This is a genomic window from Streptomyces sp. NBC_01261, from assembly GCF_036226385.1.
Taxonomy (GTDB): domain Bacteria; phylum Actinomycetota; class Actinomycetes; order Streptomycetales; family Streptomycetaceae; genus Streptomyces.
This window is the reverse complement of the sequence record NZ_CP108463.1, coordinates 3,839,914-3,858,086: the sequence shown is the minus strand read 5'-3', so window position 1 is coordinate 3,858,086 and position 18,173 is coordinate 3,839,914. Positions and strand designations below refer to the sequence as shown.

11 protein-coding genes are annotated in these 18,173 nt (G+C 71.0%); 9 read left to right on the top strand and 2 right to left on the bottom strand.

The genetic code is table 11. The annotated features are described in order from the left end of the window. The first annotated feature begins 95 nt into the window (after window positions 1-95). From OG226_RS16485 to OG226_RS16460, 6 genes are all read left to right on the top strand, one after another. The gene (locus OG226_RS16485; RefSeq protein WP_329349321.1) at window positions 96-2,366 is read left to right on the top strand and encodes an MMPL family transporter; all 2,271 of its coding nucleotides are present in this window, start codon (window positions 96-98) and stop codon (window positions 2,364-2,366) included. Next, window positions 2,344-2,919: a GNAT family N-acetyltransferase gene (locus OG226_RS16480; protein ID WP_328678827.1), complete on the top strand. Its 576-nt coding sequence runs from the start codon at window positions 2,344-2,346 to the stop codon at window positions 2,917-2,919. Before OG226_RS16485 ends, OG226_RS16480 begins: the two co-directional genes overlap by 23 nt. Before the next feature lie 35 nt (window positions 2,920-2,954). After that, the gene (locus OG226_RS16475) at window positions 2,955-3,563 is read left to right on the top strand and encodes a hypothetical protein (protein ID WP_328678825.1); all 609 of its coding nucleotides are present in this window, start codon (window positions 2,955-2,957) and stop codon (window positions 3,561-3,563) included. A 209-nt stretch (window positions 3,564-3,772) separates the two neighbouring features. Continuing rightward, window positions 3,773-3,958 (top strand): hypothetical protein, encoded by a 186-nt coding sequence (locus OG226_RS16470; RefSeq protein ID WP_329349320.1) that lies wholly within the window; start codon window positions 3,773-3,775, stop codon window positions 3,956-3,958. Between the two features lie 113 nt (window positions 3,959-4,071). Then, window positions 4,072-7,152, top strand: a complete 3,081-nt coding sequence (locus OG226_RS16465) for a helix-turn-helix transcriptional regulator (protein WP_328686329.1) — start codon at window positions 4,072-4,074, stop codon at window positions 7,150-7,152. 46 nt (window positions 7,153-7,198) lie between these two features. Beyond that, window positions 7,199-7,612 (top strand): DUF6191 domain-containing protein, encoded by a 414-nt coding sequence (locus OG226_RS16460; protein ID WP_329353408.1) that lies wholly within the window; start codon window positions 7,199-7,201, stop codon window positions 7,610-7,612. A 936-nt stretch (window positions 7,613-8,548) separates the two neighbouring features. On the opposite strand, the gene OG226_RS16455 is transcribed toward OG226_RS16460, so the two are convergent. Together OG226_RS16455 and OG226_RS16450 are read right to left on the bottom strand one after the other, a co-directional pair. Further along, window positions 8,549-9,703, bottom strand: a complete 1,155-nt coding sequence (locus tag OG226_RS16455) for a PQQ-dependent sugar dehydrogenase (RefSeq protein WP_329353407.1) — start codon at window positions 9,701-9,703, stop codon at window positions 8,549-8,551. Window positions 9,704-10,486: 783 nt separating this feature from the next. Further along, window positions 10,487-11,485: an aldo/keto reductase gene (locus tag OG226_RS16450; RefSeq protein WP_328678819.1), complete on the bottom strand. Its 999-nt coding sequence runs from the start codon at window positions 11,483-11,485 to the stop codon at window positions 10,487-10,489. Window positions 11,486-11,561: 76 nt separating this feature from the next. Here OG226_RS16450 and OG226_RS16445 point away from each other — a divergent pair, with 76 nt between their 5' ends. From OG226_RS16445 to OG226_RS16435, 3 genes are all read left to right on the top strand, one after another. Next, window positions 11,562-12,524, top strand: a complete 963-nt coding sequence (locus tag OG226_RS16445) for a 2-hydroxyacid dehydrogenase (RefSeq protein WP_328678818.1) — start codon at window positions 11,562-11,564, stop codon at window positions 12,522-12,524. Between the two features lie 446 nt (window positions 12,525-12,970). Further along, window positions 12,971-15,964 carry a putative bifunctional diguanylate cyclase/phosphodiesterase gene (locus OG226_RS16440; RefSeq protein WP_328678816.1) on the top strand — a complete coding sequence of 998 codons (2,994 nt, stop codon included), beginning with the start codon at window positions 12,971-12,973 and terminating at the stop codon, window positions 15,962-15,964. 352 nt (window positions 15,965-16,316) lie between these two features. Next, window positions 16,317-18,164, top strand: coding sequence for an acetolactate synthase large subunit (locus OG226_RS16435; RefSeq protein ID WP_328678814.1), 1,848 nt, complete (start codon window positions 16,317-16,319; stop codon window positions 18,162-18,164). Window positions 18,165-18,173: the final 9 nt, after the last annotated feature.

Genomic DNA, 18,173 nt, shown 5'->3' with positions numbered 1-18,173 from the left:
TCCGTATTGCTCATGCGTTCTTTGCGGGCTGTTCATCCCTTGAACGAACTTTCCCGGCCAAAGATCCCCAAATCGCCATCCCCGGGAGCACGTTCGTGGCAGCCCTTGCCCGCTGGTGTGTTCGGCACCGCCTCGTCGCCGTCCTGCTGTGGCTCGTCGCGTTCGGCGGGGTCACCGCGGCCGCCGCCGTCACCGGCTCGGCGTACTCGAACGACTATGAGGCCCACGGCACCGAGTCGGGGCGTGCGACCCAGCTGCTCAAGGAGGGGTTTCCGGGCCTCGGCGGCGACAGCGACACCGTTGTCTGGCGCACCTCACCCGGCTCCGTCCGCGCCGCCGCCGTCGAACAGACCATGACCGGCGCCCTCGACAGGATCGCCGCCCTGCCCGGAGTCGCCTCCGTCGTCAGTCCGTACGACGGGCAGGGCACGGGCCGGATCAGCGCCGACGGACGCACCGCGTACGCCACCGTCACCTTCGCGCACCAGGCCGAGGACATCGACAAGTCCGAGGCGCAGGCGGTCGTGAGCGCCGCCAAGGATGCCCAGACCGACGGGCTCCAGGTCGAGTTGGGTGGCAGCGCCATCGCGCTCACCGAGGCGTCCAGCGGGCACACCGCCGAGATCGTGGGGGTCGCCGTCGCCGCCCTCGTGCTGTTCCTCGCGTTCGGGTCGCTCGCCGCCTCACTGCTGCCCATCGGCACCGCCCTGGTGAGCGTCGGCACCGCGTACGGGGCGATCGTGCTGCTCGGGCACGCCATGACCGTCGCCGACTTCGCGCCCATGCTCGGCATGCTGATCGGGCTCGGCGTCGGTATCGACTACGCCCTGTTCATCGTGACCCGGCACCGACGCGGGCTGAAACGCGGCCTGTCCGTCACCGAGGCGGTCACCAACGCGGTCGTCACCACCGGACGCGCGGTCGTCTTCGCCGGCGCCACGGTCTGCATCGCCCTCCTGGGGATGCTGATCCTGCGGCTCGGCTTCCTCAACGGGGTCGCGATCGCCGCCTCGTCGACCGTGGTACTCACCGTCGCGGCCTCCGTGACGCTTCTCCCGGCCCTGCTGTCCTTCATCGGCCCCCGCGCCCTCAGCCGCCGCGAACGGCGCCGACTGGCCGAGCACGGACCCCAGCCGGAACTCCCCACCGGCCTCGCCGCCCGCTGGTCCGCGTTCGTCGAGCGGCGGCCCAAACTGCTCGGCGCCCTCGCCCTGATCGTCATGGCCGTCCTCGCCCTGCCCACCCTCACCCTCCACCTGGGTACCTCCGACCAGGGCAACGACCCCAGGTCGTCGACCACGCGCCAGGCCTACGACCTCCTCGCTGGGGGCACCTCCCGCTCGAAGAGTGGGGAAGGATTCGGGCCCGGCGTCAACGGCCCCCTCACCCTCGTCACCAAGATCGGCGGCGCCGAGGACAGGCTCACCCTCGACAACCTCGACGCCACCCTCCGCACCACCGAGGGCATCGCCTCCGTGACCCCGGTGACCTACGACGCCGGCGGCGCCACCGGGTACTTCAGCGTCGTACCGGACTCGGCACCGCAGTCGCGGAGGACCAGCGACCTCGTCGACCGGCTGCGCACCGAGGTACTGCCCCGGGCCGAGACCGGCACCTCGCTCGACATCCACGTGGGTGGCGTGACGGCGAGCTACGACGACTTCGCCGACGTGATCGTCGGCAAGCTCCCGCTGTTCGTCGGGGTCGTCATCTCGCTCGGCTGTGTGCTGCTCCTGCTCGCCTTCCGGTCGATCGGCATCCCGCTCAAGGCCGCCGCGATGAACGTCGCCGCCGTGGCCGCCGCCTTCGGGGTCGTCGTCGCGATCTTCCAGTGGGGCTGGGGGAGCGAATTCCTCGGCCTGGGACGCGCCGGACCGATAGAGCCCTTCCTCCCCGTGATCATGGTGTCGGTCCTTTTCGGGCTCTCCATGGACTACCAGGTCTTCCTGGTGAGCCGGATGTACGAGGAATGGCTGGAAACCGGCGACAACCGCCGTGCCGTCCGCGTCGGCCTAGCCGAGACCAGCCGGGTGATCAACTCGGCCGCCGTCATCATGATCTCGGTCTTCCTCGCCTTCGTGCTCAGTGGCGACCGCGTGATCGCCATGTTCGGCATCGCGCTGGCCTCCGCCGTCGCCCTGGACGCGTTCGTCCTGCGCACCCTCCTGGTGCCGGCCCTCATGCACCTCCTGGGCGGCGCCAACTGGTGGCTGCCCCGGGGTCTCGACCGCGTTCTGCCCCGCATCAGCATCGAGCCCCCCGAATGCCGCGCCGCCCATGAGAGGCTGGCCGCCGTGACGGACGCCGAGGTGGCGGACGTCCTGGCGAAGGAGCAGGAGCAGGATGTACGCGATACCCCTGGGTGACGACGGAGCCGAACTGCGTCCCCTGGAGCCGTGGAACGCCGAGGAGTTCCTCGCCCACCTGGACCGCGGCCGGGAGTTCATCGGGCAGTTCATCACCTTCGGCTCCAAGGCGACCGACACCGACTCCACGCGGGCCATGCTCCAGCGCTACGCCGACCTTCGCGCCGCCGACGAGGCGTCCCTGCACGGCATCTGGCTCGACGGAAAGCTCGTCGGCGGGGTCCTCTTCCTGAACTTCCACGCCGACCAGGGCAACTGCGAGGTCGGCTGCTGGCTGGAACCCGCCGCCGCCGGGCGCGGACTGATCACCCGGGCGATACGGATTCTCATCGACTTCGCGATCGACCAGCGCGGCATCCACCGCGTCGAATGGCATGCCGCCGCGGGCAATGAGAAGAGCCTGAATGTTGCCCGTCGCATGGGCATGACCAGGGACGCGGTCCTGCGCGAGTCCCACCCCTACGGGGGCGTGAGGCACGACATAGAGGTGTGGTCCGTGCTCGCACCCGAGTGGCGCGAGGCACGCGCGCGTGCGCAACACAGCGATCTTTAAGGAACTTCTCAGACTTCACCCCTACCGTGCGCCTCATGGGTACCAAGACTGTTGACGAGGCCGCGAACGAGGCCACCGAGGTGAAGAGCGACGCGGAGACCGTCGATGTCACCAAGACCGACGAGGAAGTGACCGAGCCGGACACCGCGAACACCGAGGCCGAAGCCGCCGAGGACGAGGACGACCTCTCCGAGGAGGAGTACGCGGCCGAGCTCGCGAAGCTGAGGCTGGAGCACCCCGAGGAGGGCCCCTCCGGCGTCGGCCAGGGCGCAGCCGCCGTGGTCTCCGCCGCGCTCGGCTTCATCTCGCTCTCCGGCGGCTGGATCGGCTCCGTCGCCGCCGCCCGCGAGACCCTCGTGGGCCAGCTCCACACCGCCTCCACCGCGAGCGTGTCCACCCAGATCAAGGAGGTCTACGGCGACGCCTGGCACACCACCGCGCTGTGGGCCGGCATCTTCGCCCTGGTCGGCGCCCTCGTGGGTGTCGCGGCCCTGGTTCGCCCCGCGTTCGGCACCCCGGGCAAGCCGCAGGCCACCTGGATCAAGTCGGTCGCCTGGGCGGGCGTCGCGCTCGGTGTCGTAGGACTGCTCCTGGCCGTCCTGAAGTACACCGACGTCCTGCTCAGCCTGCCGTCGGCCAGCTGACTACCGGGCCGTTCCACCGCACGTAACCAGGGGTCTTAGGGCCTCCGTAAGCACCTTACGGAGGCCCTAAGACCCCTTACGCATGTCTAAGGCCCGCCCGGCCCCGCAAGATGCGGAACTCTCCCGATGTGGCGGACCCCCCTTGGAGACGAAGGTTGAGGCATCGCAACAAGCGAAGCCGAAGAACCGCCTCCAGCAAGGGACTTGAGATGTACGAGTTCGAACTCCACCAGATGCGTTCCGCCGAACTGCGCCGGCAGGCCGCCAACGAGCGGCTGGCCCGCGAGGCCGTGCGCGGCGCCCGCGCCGCCCGCCGCGAGCAGGCCCGCCGGGCCGCCGAGGGGGAGGTGCATACCCAACGCCCCCGCCGGCACCTGTTCGCCCGCGCGTCGTGACCGTCCGGGCCCGGGAGGACGGCCGTACGGCGCCCGTCCGGCAGGCTCGCGGGGCGCTCCTCCCCGCGGCCGTCCTCCCGAAAACCGGTGCCGCGTTGTCAGACCCGCGTGACATGCTCGCAAGCGTGGAGACCAGGTCCGTCAGTCCGGTCTTCGTCGGCCGCGCCGACGAACTGGACACGCTGAACGATGCGCTCGCCCGCGCCGCCGCGGGCGAGCCGCAGGCGTTGCTGCTGGGCGGCGAGGCGGGCGTCGGCAAGACCCGGCTGGTGGAGGAGTTCGCCACCGCCGCCTGCCGCCGGGGGGCCGTCGTCGCGCTCGGCGGCTGTGTCGAGATCGGCGCGGACGGACTGCCCTTCGCCCCGTTCTCCACCGCCCTGCGCGCGCTGCGCCGCGAACTGCCCGACCAGCTGTCCGCCGCTGCCGCCGGTCAGGAGGAGGAACTCGCCCGGCTCCTCCCGGAGTTGGCGGAAGCGGCCACCTTCCGGCGGGCCGGCCGGCACGACGAGGAGGGCATGGCCCGCCTCTTCGAACTCACCGCGCGCCTCCTGGAGCGCGTCGCCGCCGACCGCACGGTCGTCGTCGCCCTGGAGGACCTGCACTGGGCCGACGCCTCCACCCGCCACCTCCTCGCCTACCTCTTCCGCACCCTGCGCACCGGCCGCCTCGTCGTCCTCGCCACCTACCGCGCCGACGACATCCACCGCCGCCACCCGCTGCGCCCGCTCCTCGCCGAACTCGACCGGCTCCGCACGGTCCGCCGGATCGAACTGGGCCGCTTCAACCGGGAGGAGGTGGGCCGCCAGATCGCCGGCATCCACGCCGCCGAACCCGACCCCGCCCAGGTCGACGAGATCTTCGAACGCTCCGACGGCAACGCCTTCTTCGTCGAGGAACTAGCCGTCGCCGCCCACGACGGCTGCTGCGGCAATCTCACCGACTCCCTCCGCGACCTGCTCCTCGTCCGTGTCGAGTCGCTGCCCGAGAGCGCCCAGCGGGTCGCCCGGATCGTCGCCGAGGGCGGGTCCACCGTCGAGTACCGGCTGCTCGCCGCCGTCGCCCGGCTCGCCGAGGACGACCTCATCGAGGCACTCCGGGCCGCCGTCGGCGCCAACATCCTCCAGGCGGCGCCCGGCGACGACGGCTACCGCTTCCGCCACTCCCTGGTCCGCGAGGCCGTCGGTGACGACCTGCTGCCCGGCGAGCGCTCCCGCATCAACCGCCGCTACGCCGAGGTCCTGGAGGCCGACCCGACGCTCGTCCCGGCCGACCAGCGTGTCATGCGGCTGGCGAGCTACTGGTACCACGCCCACGACGCCGCCAAGGCCCTCCCCGCCGTCCTGGACGCCTCCGTGGCCGCCCGCGGGCGGCACGCCCACTCCGAGCAACTGCGGCTCCTGGAGCGGGCGATGGAGCTGTGGGACACCGTCCCCGACGCCGTACGCGCGGGCCTCCGCCCCGTGGACTACACCGAGGTTTACCCGCCCTGCGGCTGCGACCCCGAGACCACACCCCTGCGCTACCTCGACCTGATGGCGGAGGCCGCCGTCGCCGGGCGGCTGAGCGGGGAGCGCGAACGCGCCCTGAAGATCACCAAGCGGGCCCTGCACCTCCTGGAGGACGAGGGCGACCCGCTGCGGGCCGCCTGGTTCTGGGTGCAGCGCTCCGTCCTCGTCCGGTCCCAGGCCCGCGGCGACGGCTGGCCGGAACTCGCCGCCGCGCAGGAGCTGGTCCGCGGACTGCCGCCGTCCGAGGTGCACGCGGAGGTCCTCGCCAAGGTCGCCGGCTGGTCCATGGTCCACGTCCCGGGACCCGACGCGTATGTGGCCGCCGAGCGCGCGGTCGAGTACGCGCGCATGGTCGGCGCCCGCGAGATCGAGATGGACGCCCGGCTCACCCTGGCCGGCCTCATGGTCGCCTCCGGCGACGTCGAGGGAGGCCTCGCCGAACTGGTCGAGGTGAACGAACGCACGGTCGCCGAGGGCATCTCCGTCGTCGCGGGCCGCAGCTATGTGAACCTTCCCTCCTCCCTCCAGACCGTCGGCCGCTCCCGCGAGGCCGTGCCCATCCTGGAGACGGGGCTCGCCTTCGCCAGGAAGTTCGGCCAGTTCGACAAAGAGGCCTGGATCTGGGGAAACCTCGCCGAATCCCTGTTCTCGCTGGGCCGTTGGGACGAGGCCGCCGAGGCCGCGACCAAGTCGGAGCGCGTGGACCAGAGCGCCAAACCCCGTGGCTTCCACGCCCGCCTCCGCGCCGAACTCGCGCTCGCCCGCGGCGACCTGCCCGAGGCCCGGCGCCAACTGGCCGCCGCCCGCGAGCACTTCGGCACCCACGACGTCGCCCCCCAGCACCATCTGCCCCTGGAGCGGATCGAACTCCAGGTCGCCACCGCCGAAGGCCGCCTCCTCGACGCCCGCGCCACCCTCGAACTCGTCCTGGACTCCGATTTCCTCCCCGGCACGTACTTCGAGGTCTGGCCCCTGCTGGTCACCGCGGCCGTCGCCGAGACCCAGGCCGTCGGCCTGCCCGTCGCCGACCCCGGCCGCCCCAAGATCCTCGAACGCATCCGGGAGGCCGCCAAGCCGGTCCCCACCAACGTCCCCGTCTGGCAGGCCCACGAACGCTGGCTCCGCGCCGAACTCCGGCACGCCGAGGGCCGCTCCACCCCGGACGACTGGTCCGAGGCGGTCGCCGCGTTCGAATGCCTCGACCGCCCCTACGACCTCGCCCGCGTCCGGCACCGCCTCGCCGAAGCGCTGCTGTCCGCCCCCGGCGGGGGTGACGACGAGCGGGACCGCGCGACGGAACTCCTCCGCCTGTCGGTCGCCGTCGCCGACCACCTCGGCGCCCGCCCGCTCGCCGACTCCGTCACGCTGCTCGCCCAGCGGGCCCGGCTGACCCTCACGAAGGCCCCGGAGCGCCGAGGGGTCTCTGCCGACCCCACCGACCCGGTCGAGGCGCTCGGCCTCACCAGCCGCGAGCGGGACGTCCTGCGGCTGGTCTCCGCCGGCCGCACCAACCGGCAGATCGCCGAGGAGCTCTTCATCTCCCCGAAGACCGCGAGCGTCCACGTCTCGAACATCCTTGGCAAGCTCGGCGTCTCGGGCCGGGGAGAGGCGGCGGCCGTCGCCCACCGGCTGGAGCTGTTCCCGCCCCACCCGTCAGACCCGCTCACCGCGCGCTCCGCGCGATGAGTCGTACGCTGTAGGGGACCGGCACAGGGGAGGCGCCGTGTTCAACATGTTCGAGGAGTTGTTCTCACCGGGCCGCAAACACACCCAGGACGAGGCCAACCGGCTTGAGCTGACCAGGGTCGACGTCGCGGACGGAGACCCCGGGCGCGGGCCGATAGACCTGGAGTCCGGGAGGGTTGTGGTGCGGCTGGGGGAATCGGGCGCGGAAGCCGAGTCGGGTGCTGAGTCCGGTTCCGGCGCCGAATCCGATCCCGATTCCGGCCCTGATGCCGGTTCCGGTTCGGGTACCGATGCTGGTGCCGAAACCGATCCCAGTTCTGAAGCCGGTTCCGGCGCCGGGTCCGATCCCGGGGTCGCTGCCGATCCCGGATCCGAACCTGATTCCGGCCCCCGCCCCGCTGACGAAGCCGATTCCGGCCCCGAGACGGGTTCGGGTACTGGGCCCGCGTCCGGTTCCTGACGCCGCCCCAGCGGCTGGTCCCGGTCTCGGTCCCGGGTCAGCTTGCAGGTCCGCTCCGGAATCCGAGCTTGCTACGGCTCTCAGCCCTGGGACCGCTTCCAGGTCCGCTCCGGAATCCGAGCTTGCTACGGCTCTCAGCCCTGGGACCGCTTCCAGGTCCGCTCCGGAATCCGAGCTTGCTACGGCTCTCAGCCCTGGGACCGCTTCCAGGTCCGCTCCGGAATCCGAGCCGGAGGCCGCTCCTGATCCTGGCCTGGTGTCCGAGCCCGTTCCGGGGGTCCGAGGCCTAGGCTGATCCCGACCCTGAGTTCACTTCCAGGGCTGCTTCAGGTCCCCGACTCGGGGTCCGAGCTTGCTACGGCTCTCAGCCCTGGGACCGCTTGCAGGTCCGCTCCGGAATCCGAGCCGGAGGCCGCTCCTGATCCTGGCCTGGTGTCCGAGGCCGTTCCGGGGTCCGAGGCCTAGGCTGATCCCGACCCTGAGTTCACTTCCAGGGCTGTTCCAGGTCCGCGACTCGGGGTCCGAGCTTGCTACCGCTCTCAGCCCTGGGACCGCTTGCAGGTCCGCTCCGGAATCCGAGCCGGAGGCCGCTCCTGATCCTGGCCTGGTGTCCGAGCCCGCTCCGGGGTCCGAGCCCGACGTCACTCCCGACTCGGAGTTCGCTCCCGACCCTGAGTCCGACCCTGAGTCCGACCCGGAATCCGTGCCTGGGGCCGCTCCCGCTCCCGCTCCCGGGCCCGGTCCCGGGTCCGTGTCGGAGTCCGAACCCGTGCCGCTCCCGATTCCGAGGCCGCTCCGTTGCCTGGGCCTGCTGAGATGGGGCCCGCGTCGCTCGGAACCGCTCCATCGCCTGGGTCTGAGTCGCTGGACCCTGCGTCGCCCAGGTCCACCTATCGCCCGGATCGGCCCCGCCACGCGGTTCTGCCCCACCCGGACCTACGTCACCTGGATCTCCAGAATCCGGTCGTCGCCCGACTTGGGCGTGCCGCGGCCGTCCGTGTTGCTGGTGATGAGCCACAGCTTGTCGTCACCGGCCGAGACCACCGTGCGCAGGCGGCCGTACTCGCCGGTGAGGAAGGCCTGTGGGGCGGCGGATGTCTTCGTGCCGTTCAGGGGGATGCGCCACAGCCGTTGGCCCTTGAGGCCCGCCATCCATATGGAGCCCTCGGCATAGGCGATGCCGCTGGGGGAGGCGTCGTCGGTGTGCCACTGGGTGATCGGGTTGTGGTACTTGGGGTTGTCGCCCTTGCCTTCCGCGTTCGGCCAGCCGTAGTCGTCGCCCGGTGTGATCGCGTTCAGCTCGTCCCAGGTGTCCTGGCCGAACTCCGAGGCGAACAGGCGCTGTTTGGAGTCCCAGGCGAGGCCCTGCACATTGCGGTGGCCATACGTGTACACCGGCGAGTTCGGGAACGGGTTGCCCGGCGCCGGGTCGCCCTCAGGCGTGAGCCGCAGGATCTTGCCGCCGAGGGACTTCTTGTCCTGGGCGAGGCCTCGCTGACCGCTCTCGCCCGTGCCCGCGTAGAGCATGCCGTCCGGGCCGAAGGCGATGCGCCCGCCGTTGTGGATGTAGCCCTTGGGGATGCCCTTGAAGATGGTGTCGGGCGCGCCCAGCTGCTCACCGGCCGGCTTCTTCTCGTCGTACAGGACGCGCACGATGCGGTTGTCCGAGGCCGAGGTGAAGTACGCGTAGATCATGTGGTCCGAGGCGTAGTCCGGGGAGAGCGCGATGCCGAGGAGACCGCCCTCGCCGGCCGGGGAGACCCCGGACACCTTGCCCAACTCGGTCTTCTTGCCGGTCTTCTCGTCGATGCGGGTGATCGTGCCGTCGTCACGCGAGGAAACCAGCAGGTTCCCGTCGGGCAGCGGGGCGAGGCCCCAGGGCGTCTTCAGCCCCTCGGTGACGGTACGCAGCACCTTCACGGTGCCTTTCGCGGGCGGGGTCTGCTCGGCGGCCTGCGCGGAGGGCGAGGCCCCCGTACCCGTACCGGTGCTGCCGGGCGACGCACTCGTACCGTCGCCCGGAGAACCTCCCCCGTCGGAGGAGCAGCCCGCCGTCAGCAGGAGTGCGGTCACGGCCAGGGCGGCCGACACGACTCGACGTTGCACGATCAGGTCCTTTCGACGGGCGGGTTCTACTTTTCATACACCGCTCGTGCCGCCCGGGTTCCCGATCACCACGCACCGACGCACGATCGAGCCGTGAGGTGCGGGGAGGCAGGGCGATGATCTGGCCCGGGGTCTGGGAAGCGGGGCTGGTGAGCGCTTCCAAAACTGGGGAAGAGCCGGACCGCCGGTAGGTCCCGAAACTCCTGGAGCTGGTGCGGCGGTTGGTCGCAGGGACGGGGAAGCCGGGGCAGCGGTCAGTGGCAAAGTTCCGGAAACGCGGTGGCCGGTGGGTTCCGGACCTCGGGGTCTCGGGACCTCCGGGACCGGGACGGCGGTCGATCCGAAGGCTCATCGAGGTCGGCAATGGGTCGGTCTCAAGTCCCGGTGCCCGCACGGCAGTCGGTCTCAGGCCTCGCGGGTCGGGTCACCGGTCGGCTTCGAGCCCCGGAGCAGGGAGGGCGGTCAGGCCCAAGGGCTGTGGAAGCGGGTCGGCGGCGCTTGCTCCCCAAGCCCAGAAGCCCGGTAACCAGTCGCTCCCAAGGCCTCTGGATCCCGTGGGAGCCAGTCCCCGAGCCTCGGTGGCCCGGTCCGCCCCCGGAACCCGCACGAGAACGTCCCCCCAATAAAAACCTCAGGAAGCCAGCACGCCTCAGTCCCAAGCCCCCCGAACCCGCGACAGCCAGTCCCCGACCCCCGCTACCCCGGGTCCGCCCCCCCAGAACCCGCACTACGAGAACGCCCTCCCAACCCCAGGAAGCCGCCCCCCCCTCAATCCCAAGACCCCAACGCCCCCGGCAACCCCGCCACCTCCGCAAGATCCTCCCCCGTCAACCGCAACCCCGCCGCCCCCGCGTTCTCCACCACCCACCGCTCCCGCTTCGTGCCCGGTACCGCCACCACATGCGCCCCCTGTGCCAGCACCCACGCCAGGGCGACCTGGGCCGGGGTCACCTCCGGACCGTGGCGGCGGGCGATCCGGCGCAGGCCGGCGACGATCGGCTGGTTCGCGGCGGTCATCTCGGCGGTGAAGCGGGGGTGGCGGGCGCGGACGTCGTCCGGTTCGAAGCCCTCGCCCGGGGTGAGGGTGCCGGTGAGGAAGCCGTTGCCCAGGGGCATCGCGGCCAGGAAGCCGACGCCTCGGGCCGTGCACCACGGCAGCAGCGCGTCCAGGGCCTCGGACGACCACACCGACAACTCCGCCTGCACCGCCGTCACCGGGAACACCTGCTGTACGCGCTGGAGTTGGCGGATCGTTCCGTCATGGAGGCGTGCCCCGGGGCGGCGGGCGGAGCGGGCGCCCACCGCGCACATGCCCAACGCCCGTACTTTTCCGGCCTGTACGAGGTCCGCCATCGCGCCCCAGGTCTCCTCGACGGGGATCTCGGGGTCGGCGCGGTGCAGTTGGTAGAGGTCGATCACGTCCGTCTGGAGGCGGCGCAGTGAGGCGTCGCACGCTCGTCTGACGTAGCCGGGGCGGCCGTTGGCGACGATGTGCTGTTCGCCCACCAGCAGGCCGACCTTGGTCGACACGAACGCGTCCGCGCGCCGCTCCTTCAACACCCGCCCCAACAACAGCTCGTTGGTGAACGGGCCGTACATGTCGGCGGTGTCCAGCAGCGTCACCCCCAGATCGAGCGCCCGGTGCACGGCCCTGACCGACTCGTCGCCCCGCCGCCGCGACCCGCTGTAGGCCCAGTGCATCGGCATGCAGCCGAGTCCGACGGCCCCCATCGCGAGCGCCCCCGCGCCGATCGTCCTGCGCTCCACCTGCCAGTGACCTTCCTTCTTCTCGCACCCCAACCTAACCTCTACGCGCGCGTGGCCCTGACATAGCCTCCTGACCATGACTGTTGACGTGTGGCTGCCCATCCCGCCGGAGGAGATCGAAGGGCTCCCCGAGGGCCCCGACTACCTGTTCTGGGACGGGGGTGAGGACGGCGATCAGGCGTTTCCCGGTGATCCCGCCAACTGCGTCCTGTACGTAGTGCCGTACATGAAACGTCATCCCGTGAAGACGCGGCCCCTGGAGCGGATGCGGAATCTGCAGGTCATCCAGACGCTCACCGCCGGCATCGACGACATGACGGCGAGCCTCTCGTCCATCGTCCCCGGGGTGCGGCTCTGCAACGCGCGCGGAGTGCACGAGGCGAGCACCGCCGAGCTCGCGCTGGCCCTGACGCTCGCCTCGCTGCGCGGTATCCCGGGGTTCGTGCGGGCGCAGCAACAGGAGCACTGGCAGGGGGACTTCCACCCGGCGCTCGCCGACCGGTCCGTCCTCATCGTCGGCTACGGGGCCATCGGTTCCGCCATCGAGGACCGGCTCACGCCCTTCGAGCTCGCGCGGGTGGCGCGGGTGGCGCGCTCCGCGCGTGCCACCGCGCGCGGGCCGGTGCATCCACTCGCCGAACTGCCCGCCCTGCTCCCGGAAGCGGACGTCGTCATCCTGTCCACGCCCCTGAACGAGACCACCCGGCACCTCGTCGACGCCGAGTTCCTGGCCCGGATGAAGGACGGGGCGCTGCTGGTCAACGTGGCCCGCGGTCCCGTCGTCGACACCAAGGCGCTGCTCGCGGAGCTCGAAAGCGGCCGTATCACCGCCGCGTTGGACGTCACCGACCCCGAACCGCTGCCCCAGGGGCACCCGTTGTGGCACGCGCCCGGCGTGCTGATCAGTCCCCATGTCGGCGGGCCCACCTCGGCGTTCCTGCCGCGCGCGAAGCGTCTGGTCGTCGACCAGTTGGGACGGTTCGTGAACCGGGAGCCCTTGCGGAACGTGATCCTTACGACAGGCGAAACGGGGAACTAACCACAACGGGGCGGTAATCCGCTTTCGGCACCCTCCGCGACCTTTCGGAAGCGGGGCGTGCACGTATCTCCGCTGGTCGTTACGGAGCGTAGAGGAACTATGTCCCTGAGTGACGAGACTGGTGTATCGTCCCGGCAGGGGCTGCGCCGCGCACCGTTCGGCGCCGGGGACGGACATTTCAGACTGTGAGGGGGGCGACGGGCGATGCACGGCCTATGGACGAGCGATCCGACGCGGCGGGGCCGCCGACGGCGACCCTGGCGCACCGCCGCGCGCAGCCGCGACCACCACGCCGACCACTGCGCTCACGGCGGTCATGGCGGCCGCGGCGGGCATCACAGCAACCACAGCCATCACCACCGCAGGCCCAACAGCCGCCGCAGGCACGCCCATCCAGCGCACCGGGGCCCGCGGGACCCGGGAGCGACGCGGACCGGGAGGGCCCGGTGAGCTCGCCACCGTCTCCGACGACCACCCTCAACGGGGCGCTCCGGGACCGGACTTCGCCGGGAGCGCGGCAGCCACGACCGTCGGGAACCGGCGGCGCGTGGAGCCTGGTCCAGCAACTCGTCCTGGCCCTGGTGTGCGCGGGATACGCCGTCGGTTCCGCGCTCGACTGGGGGTCCGCCCAACTCGCCCTGGTCATGGGCGACTTCGGGCTCAGCGCGGCAGCCGGTACCGCCGCCGTCTCGTGCCTCCTCTACGCGCGAAGCCGCCGTATCCGCTTTCGACCCGCCTGGCTGCTGTTCTCGCTCTCCTCGGCGATGGCGGCGCTGGGCAACGGAGTCTGGGGGTGGTACGAGGTCGTGCTGGAGCGGCCCGTGCCCAGTCCCAGTTTCGCCGATCTGTTCTTCCTGTGTTTCGCGCCGCCCGCCATCGTCGGGCTCCTGGTCCTCGCCAAAAGGCCTGTCACCAAGGCCGGTTGGGTCTGTCTGGCGCTGGACGCCTGGCTGATCGGGGGCTCGCTGCTCACGCTGTCCTGGAGCCTCGCGCTGGCCCAGGCAGCCAAGTTCGACGGGCCGAGCGTGGCCCACACCGCGCTGTCGCTGGCGTACCCGCTGCTCGACATCATCCTCGTCAGCATGGTGCTCGCGCTGCACTTCCGGCGCTCCTCGGTCAACCGCACCGCGGTGAACACCGCGATCGGCGCGCTGGCCCTGACGGTGATGTGCGACGCCCTGTTCACCTCGCCGCTGCTCCACAACAACTACCACTCGGGCCAGTTGCTCGACGCGGGCTGGTTCGCCGGTTCGCTGCTCCTCGCCTACGCCCCCTGGGCCGCGCCCCGGCACACCCAGCCCGAGGACGACGGGCACACGCGCGTGGTGCACGAACACCGGCCCGGACAGCGCACCGGCGTCCAGCCGCAGGCCGCCGCACCCGGCGCCGATCACGGACGGTATCCGGCGACCCGGCCCATCGCGGGTTCGCTGGCCGCGCTCACCCCGTATCTCGCCGCCGCCGTCTGCACGTTGGGGATTCTCTACAACGTGCTCAACGGCCGCAGCCCCGACCGCGTGGTGCTCATCACCGCGGGCTGCGTGGTCCTCGCCCTCGTGGTGCGCCAGGGCATCATGCTGCTCGACAACATCACCCTCACCCAGGAGCTGGCGCAGAAGGAGAACCACTTCCGCTCCCTGGTGCAGGGCTCCAGCGACGTCATCATGATCGCCGCCCCGAACGGCATCCTCCGCTACGTCTCCCCGGCCGCCGCCGGTGTCTACGGCAAGGCCGCGGAGGATCTGGTCGGGACCGAACTGGCCTCGATCATCCACCCGGAGGACCTCGGCTGCGTGGTGCACGAGGTGCGCCGCTTTCTCACCGCCAGCCCCTTCGAGGAGTCCACCACCCGCATCGAGTGCCGCTTCCGCTCCGGCGACGACGGCTGGCTCAACGTCGAGTCGACGGTCAACCGCCACCACGGCGGCCTGATCTTCAACAGCCGGGACGTGACCGAACGGGTGCGCCTCCAGGCGCAGTTGCAGCACAACGCCGAGCACGACCCGCTCACCGACCTGCCCAACCGCGCCCTGTTCACCAAGCGCGTCCAGCAGGCCCTGTCCGGCCGCCGCTCCACCGACCGCGGCACGGCGGTCCTCTTCATCGACCTCGACGGCTTCAAGGCGGTCAACGACACCATCGGCCACCAGGCCGGCGACGAACTCCTCATCCAGGCCGCCCGCAGACTCGACGGCGCCGTCCGGCACGGCGACACCGCGTCCCGGCTCGGCGGCGACGAGTTCGCGGCCCTGATCGTCGGCGACGGCACCCGGGACCGCACCGCCCGCGAGCGGCACATCATGGAGCTCGCGGACCGCCTGAGAATCACCCTGTCCCAGCCGTACCTCATCGACGGCAACGATGTCCGGGTCGCCGCCTCCATCGGCGTCGCCTTCGCCGAACCGGGCCTGGGCGCCGGGGAGTTGCTGCGCAACGCGGACCTCGCGATGTACCGCGCCAAGGGCGCGGGCAAGGGCCGCGTCGAGCTGTACGCACCACAGATGCAACAGGACGTCGTGCGGAAGGCGGAGCTGGCCACGCGGCTGCGGGCCGCGCTGCACGACGGGGAGTTCGCGCTGCTGCACCAGCCCGTGGTGTCGCTGGTGGACGGCCGGATCGCGTCGGTCTCCACACAGGCCCGCTGGCGCTCCTCGCAGGGCGTGCTGTTCACACCGGCCGAGTTCCTGCGGGTGGCCGAGGACAGCGACAAGACCGCCGAGCTGGGGCGCTGGATGCTGGAGGAGGCCGTAGAACAGGCCGCCGAGCGCACGGCGACCGGGCTCGCCGTGTCGGTCGCCGTGCGGATAAGTGCCCGGCGCCTGTTGGACAAGTCGATGCCGCTCGGCTCGATCGAGGCGCTGCTGACCCGGCACGGGCTGCCGTCGGGGTCGCTGGTGATCGAGCTGTCCGACACCGACCCGAGGATCTCCCTGGACGAGCTGGAGCGCCGTCTGACCGCCCTGCGGCGGCTCGGCGTCCGGATCGCCCTCGACGGCTTCGGCAGCGGCTACGCGGCCATCACGACGCTCCGGCGGCTGCCCGTCGACGTACTGAAACTGGACCGCAGTCTGGTCGAGGGCGTCGTCGAGTCCGCGCGGCTGCACAAGATCACCAGCGGGCTGCTGCGGATCGCCTGCGACCTCGGGCTGCAGTCCGTCGCCGACGGCGTCGATCTGCCCGAACAGGTGGTCGCCCTGCGCGCGATGGGCTGCACGCACGGGCAGGGCATGGCCTTCTCCGCGCCGCTGGACGAGTACCGGCTGCGCCGGGCCCTGTCGCGCGGCCACTATCCGGTGCCGCACGGCCCGGCCGAACCCGCGTTCGCGGGGGCCGCGAGAGAACCGCAGGGGCGCGTCGGCGTCGAGGGTGCGAGCGCGCGGAGGCCCGAAGGGCTGAGCACGGTCGTGCCCTCGACACCGACTGTGGCGCCCCGGAGGTGAACGAGCAATGAAAAGGGGCCTGGGGGTGTACACCAGTGGCGTGCCCGCGGTTTTCGGGGGCGGAACGGCCCTCCGCTCACATAATGAGACTCCCGTCCCACCCACTTGACAGTCGGTGCGTGCCGGGGGGAGGGTCAATGCCATGCGCACCCGAATTCTCGTACTTGGAAAGCGCGTCGGCTGAAGCTGGTGACGTCCGGACGGACCCGGAACTCCCAGCGACCGCACCCGGCGCGCTCCCCTCGCTTGCCTCACGGCACGAGGGGTTTTTTGTTGCACAGGATCCAGTCGTGCAGCAGCAGAACCCCGCACAAACCTCGCAAAAACCCTCAGCATCGAGAAGAGAATGACGATGACCGAGCAGGCCACCGGGGCCCATCCGCAGCCGCGGCCCCGATCCGGAGGACAGCAGTCCGCCCCCGAGCACGTCACGGGCGCGCAGTCCCTCATCCGCTCTCTTGAGGAAGTCGGGGCCGACACGGTATTCGGCATCCCCGGGGGTACCATCCTGCCGGCGTACGACCCGCTGATGGACTCCACGCGGGTGCGCCACGTGCTGGTCCGCCACGAGCAGGGCGCCGGCCACGCCGCCACCGGATACGCGCAGGCCACCGGCAAGGTCGGGGTGTGCATGGCGACATCCGGGCCGGGTGCCACCAACCTGGTCACCCCCATCGCGGACGCGAACATGGACTCCGTGCCGCTGGTCGCGATCACCGGGCAGGTCGTGTCCGCCGCGATCGGTACGGACGCCTTCCAGGAGGCGGACATCGTCGGCATCACCATGCCGATCACCAAGCACAGCTTCCTGGTCACCAAGGCGGAGGACATCCCCCGGGCGATCGCGCAGGCGTTCCACATCGCCTCCACCGGCCGTCCGGGCCCGGTCCTGGTCGACATCCCCAAGGACATCCTCCAGGCGAAGACCACCTTCTCCTGGCCGCCGGTCATGGACCTGCCCGGCTACCGCCCGGTGACCAAGCCGCACGCCAAGCAGATCCGCGAGGCCGCCAAGCTGATCACCGCCGCGAAGCGGCCCGTCCTCTACGTCGGCGGCGGTGTCCTCAAGGCACACGCCACCGCCGAACTGAAGGTCCTCGCCGAACTCACCGGAGCGCCCGTCACCACCACCCTGATGGCGCTCGGCGCATTCCCCGACAGTCACGAGCTGCACGTGGGAATGCCGGGCATGCACGGTGCGGTCACCGCCGTCACCGCGCTGCAGAAGGCCGACCTGATCGTCGCCCTCGGAGCCCGCTTCGACGACCGCGTCACCGGCAAACTGGACAGCTTCGCCCCGTACGCGAAGATCGTCCACGCCGACATCGACCCGGCCGAGATCGGCAAGAACCGCACCGCCGACGTGCCGATCGTCGGGGACGCCCGCGAGGTCATCGCCGACCTCGTGCAGGCCGTCCAGAAGGAGCACAGCGAGGGTCACACCGGCGACTACAGCGCCTGGTGGAAGGACCTCAACCGCTGGCGCGAGACGTACCCGCTCGGCTACGAGCAGCCCGACAACGGCTCGCTCGCCCCGCAGCAGGTCATCGAGCGCATCGGCCAACTCGCCCCGGAGGGAACGATCTTCGCCGCGGGCGTCGGCCAGCACCAGATGTGGGCCGCGCACTACATCCAGTACGAGAAGCCCGCGACCTGGCTCAACTCCGGCGGCGCCGGGACCATGGGCTACGCGGTCCCGGCCGCGATGGGCGCCAAGGCCGGAGCGCCGGACCAGACGGTCTGGGCGATCGACGGCGACGGCTGCTTCCAGATGACCAACCAGGAACTCACCACCTGCGCGCTCAACAACATCCCGATCAAGGTCGCCATCATCAACAACGGCGCCCTCGGCATGGTCCGCCAGTGGCAGACCCTGTTCTACAACCAGCGCTACTCCAACACCGTGCTGCACAGCGGCCCGGAGGCGGACGGCAAGCAGCCCAGCGCCGGCACGCGCATCCCCGACTTCGTCAAGTTGTCGGAGGCGATGGGCTGTTACGCGATCCGCTGCGAGTCCCCCGACGACCTGGACAAGGTGATCGAGGAGGCGAACTCGATCAACGACCGCCCCGTCGTGGTCGACTTCATCGTCCACGAGGACGCCATGGTGTGGCCGATGGTCGCCGCCGGCACCTCGAACGACGAGGTCATGTTCGCCCGGGACGTCCGCCCCGACTTCGGCGACAACGAAGACGACTGAGCGAGAGAG

Excerpts from the sequence above, each read along its gene's own strand:
- OG226_RS16475 (WP_328678825.1), top strand. The coding sequence starts at position 2,955 with ATGGGTACCAAGACTGTTGACGAGGCCGCGAACGAGGCCACCGAGGTG.
- OG226_RS16465 (WP_328686329.1), top strand. The coding sequence starts at position 4,072 with ATGCTCGCAAGCGTGGAGACCAGGTCCGTCAGTCCGGTCTTCGTCGGC.
- OG226_RS16460 (WP_329353408.1), top strand. The coding sequence starts at position 7,199 with ATGTTCGAGGAGTTGTTCTCACCGGGCCGCAAACACACCCAGGACGAG.
- OG226_RS16435 (WP_328678814.1), top strand. The coding sequence starts at position 16,317 with ATGACCGAGCAGGCCACCGGGGCCCATCCGCAGCCGCGGCCCCGATCC.
- OG226_RS16445 (WP_328678818.1), top strand. The coding sequence starts at position 11,562 with ATGACTGTTGACGTGTGGCTGCCCATCCCGCCGGAGGAGATCGAAGGG.
- OG226_RS16470 (WP_329349320.1), top strand. The coding sequence starts at position 3,773 with ATGTACGAGTTCGAACTCCACCAGATGCGTTCCGCCGAACTGCGCCGG.
- OG226_RS16480 (WP_328678827.1), top strand. The coding sequence starts at position 2,344 with ATGTACGCGATACCCCTGGGTGACGACGGAGCCGAACTGCGTCCCCTG.